The sequence below is a fragment of the Campylobacter sp. RM19072 genome (assembly GCF_024723485.1).
Classification (GTDB): domain Bacteria; phylum Campylobacterota; class Campylobacteria; order Campylobacterales; family Campylobacteraceae; genus Campylobacter; species Campylobacter porcelli.
In genome coordinates this window covers 1-1,237 of record NZ_JANQCU010000048.1, presented here as the reverse complement: position 1 = coordinate 1,237, position 1,237 = coordinate 1, and the positions used below count along the sequence as shown (strand labels likewise).

Annotated in this window: 1 protein-coding gene; it reads left to right on the top strand. The window is 37.0% G+C overall.

Annotated elements, in window-relative coordinates:
• On the top strand, window positions 1-1,161 hold a 1,161-nt coding region (locus tag CSUIS19072_RS08390; RefSeq protein ID WP_337212270.1), incomplete at its 5' end, for a flagellin.
• Between the last annotated feature and the right edge of the window lie 76 nt (window positions 1,162-1,237).

The following is a 1,237-nucleotide window of genomic DNA, read 5'->3' as shown; positions in this document are numbered from 1 at the left end:
AGTAATAAAAACTTCCAAATAGGAGCTTATAGTAATGAGACTGCTAAGGTAAGTATAGGGGCTACAAATTCAAATACTATAGGGCATACGAGGTTTGAGACTACGAATAATGGTATATTCTCTGTCGTTTCTGGTGCGTTTTCAGATGGCGTTCAAGTAAAATTAAGCGGTATAGATGGTTTTCCTAATGGTTATGAATTTCAAAAAATAGAAGCCAGTACTTTATACACTGATGGCTACAAAGCCGTAGCTGAAATGATGAATGGAGTTTCAGATAAAACTGGTGTAAAAGTAAATGTAAATAATACTCAAATTATGTCTACTGCAGTTCAAGCTGGAACAGTAAAAGGACTTCAAATAAATGGTGTTATTATAGGAAATATAGAAGTTAAAGCCAACGATAGCGATAACACACTAATCGGAGCCATCAACGCTAAAAAAGATGAAACTGGAGTAGAAGCAAGTCTAGATAATGGTCGTTTAGTTTTAGCCGCCAAAGATGGTAGAGCTATTAGAATAGGAACAATATCTACAAGTTACAGTAAATTAGGTGGTAGATTGTCTGGAGCCTCAGCTGCTTCTGGTCAAGGTGCTGCTTCTTTAGGTGTTGTATTAATGGGTCAGATAACCTTTGTTCGCCAAGACGCTAGAGATATTAAAGTAGGATTAAATGGTATGTCAGCTATTAGCGGTATGACGGCAGCAGCCATTACTGAAGCTTCAATTGCTACGGCAACTTATAATCAAGCTTCAATTAACCTTAAATATATGAATTCAGGAACAATTGATTTTTCAATTGCTAAAGCAATGGGGTATTTCGATGGCGGTTTCTCAAATGTATATAGCGAAGCAGATCAAGCTGGTGGCGTAAATACCTATGGTGGAGCTCAAGCTATGGTAGATGTAGCTGAGAGTGCTAGAAAAACGCTAGATAAACTAAGAGCAGATCTAGGCTCAGTCCAAAACCAATTAGTAGCAACTATTAATAATATCACAGTTACCCAAGTCAATGTCAAATCAGCTGAAAGTCAGATAAGGGATGTGGATTTTGCTAGTGAGAGTGCGAATTTCTCTAAATTCAATATCCTAGCCCAAAGTGGTAGTTATGCCATGAGCCAAGCTAACGCAGTTCAACAAAATATATTAAGATTGTTACAGTAAATTAAATTTTAAACTTCTATATTAATTCTGAGCGAAAGCTCAGCAGCATTAGAAGGCTTTTACAAGGGGTTAGGGG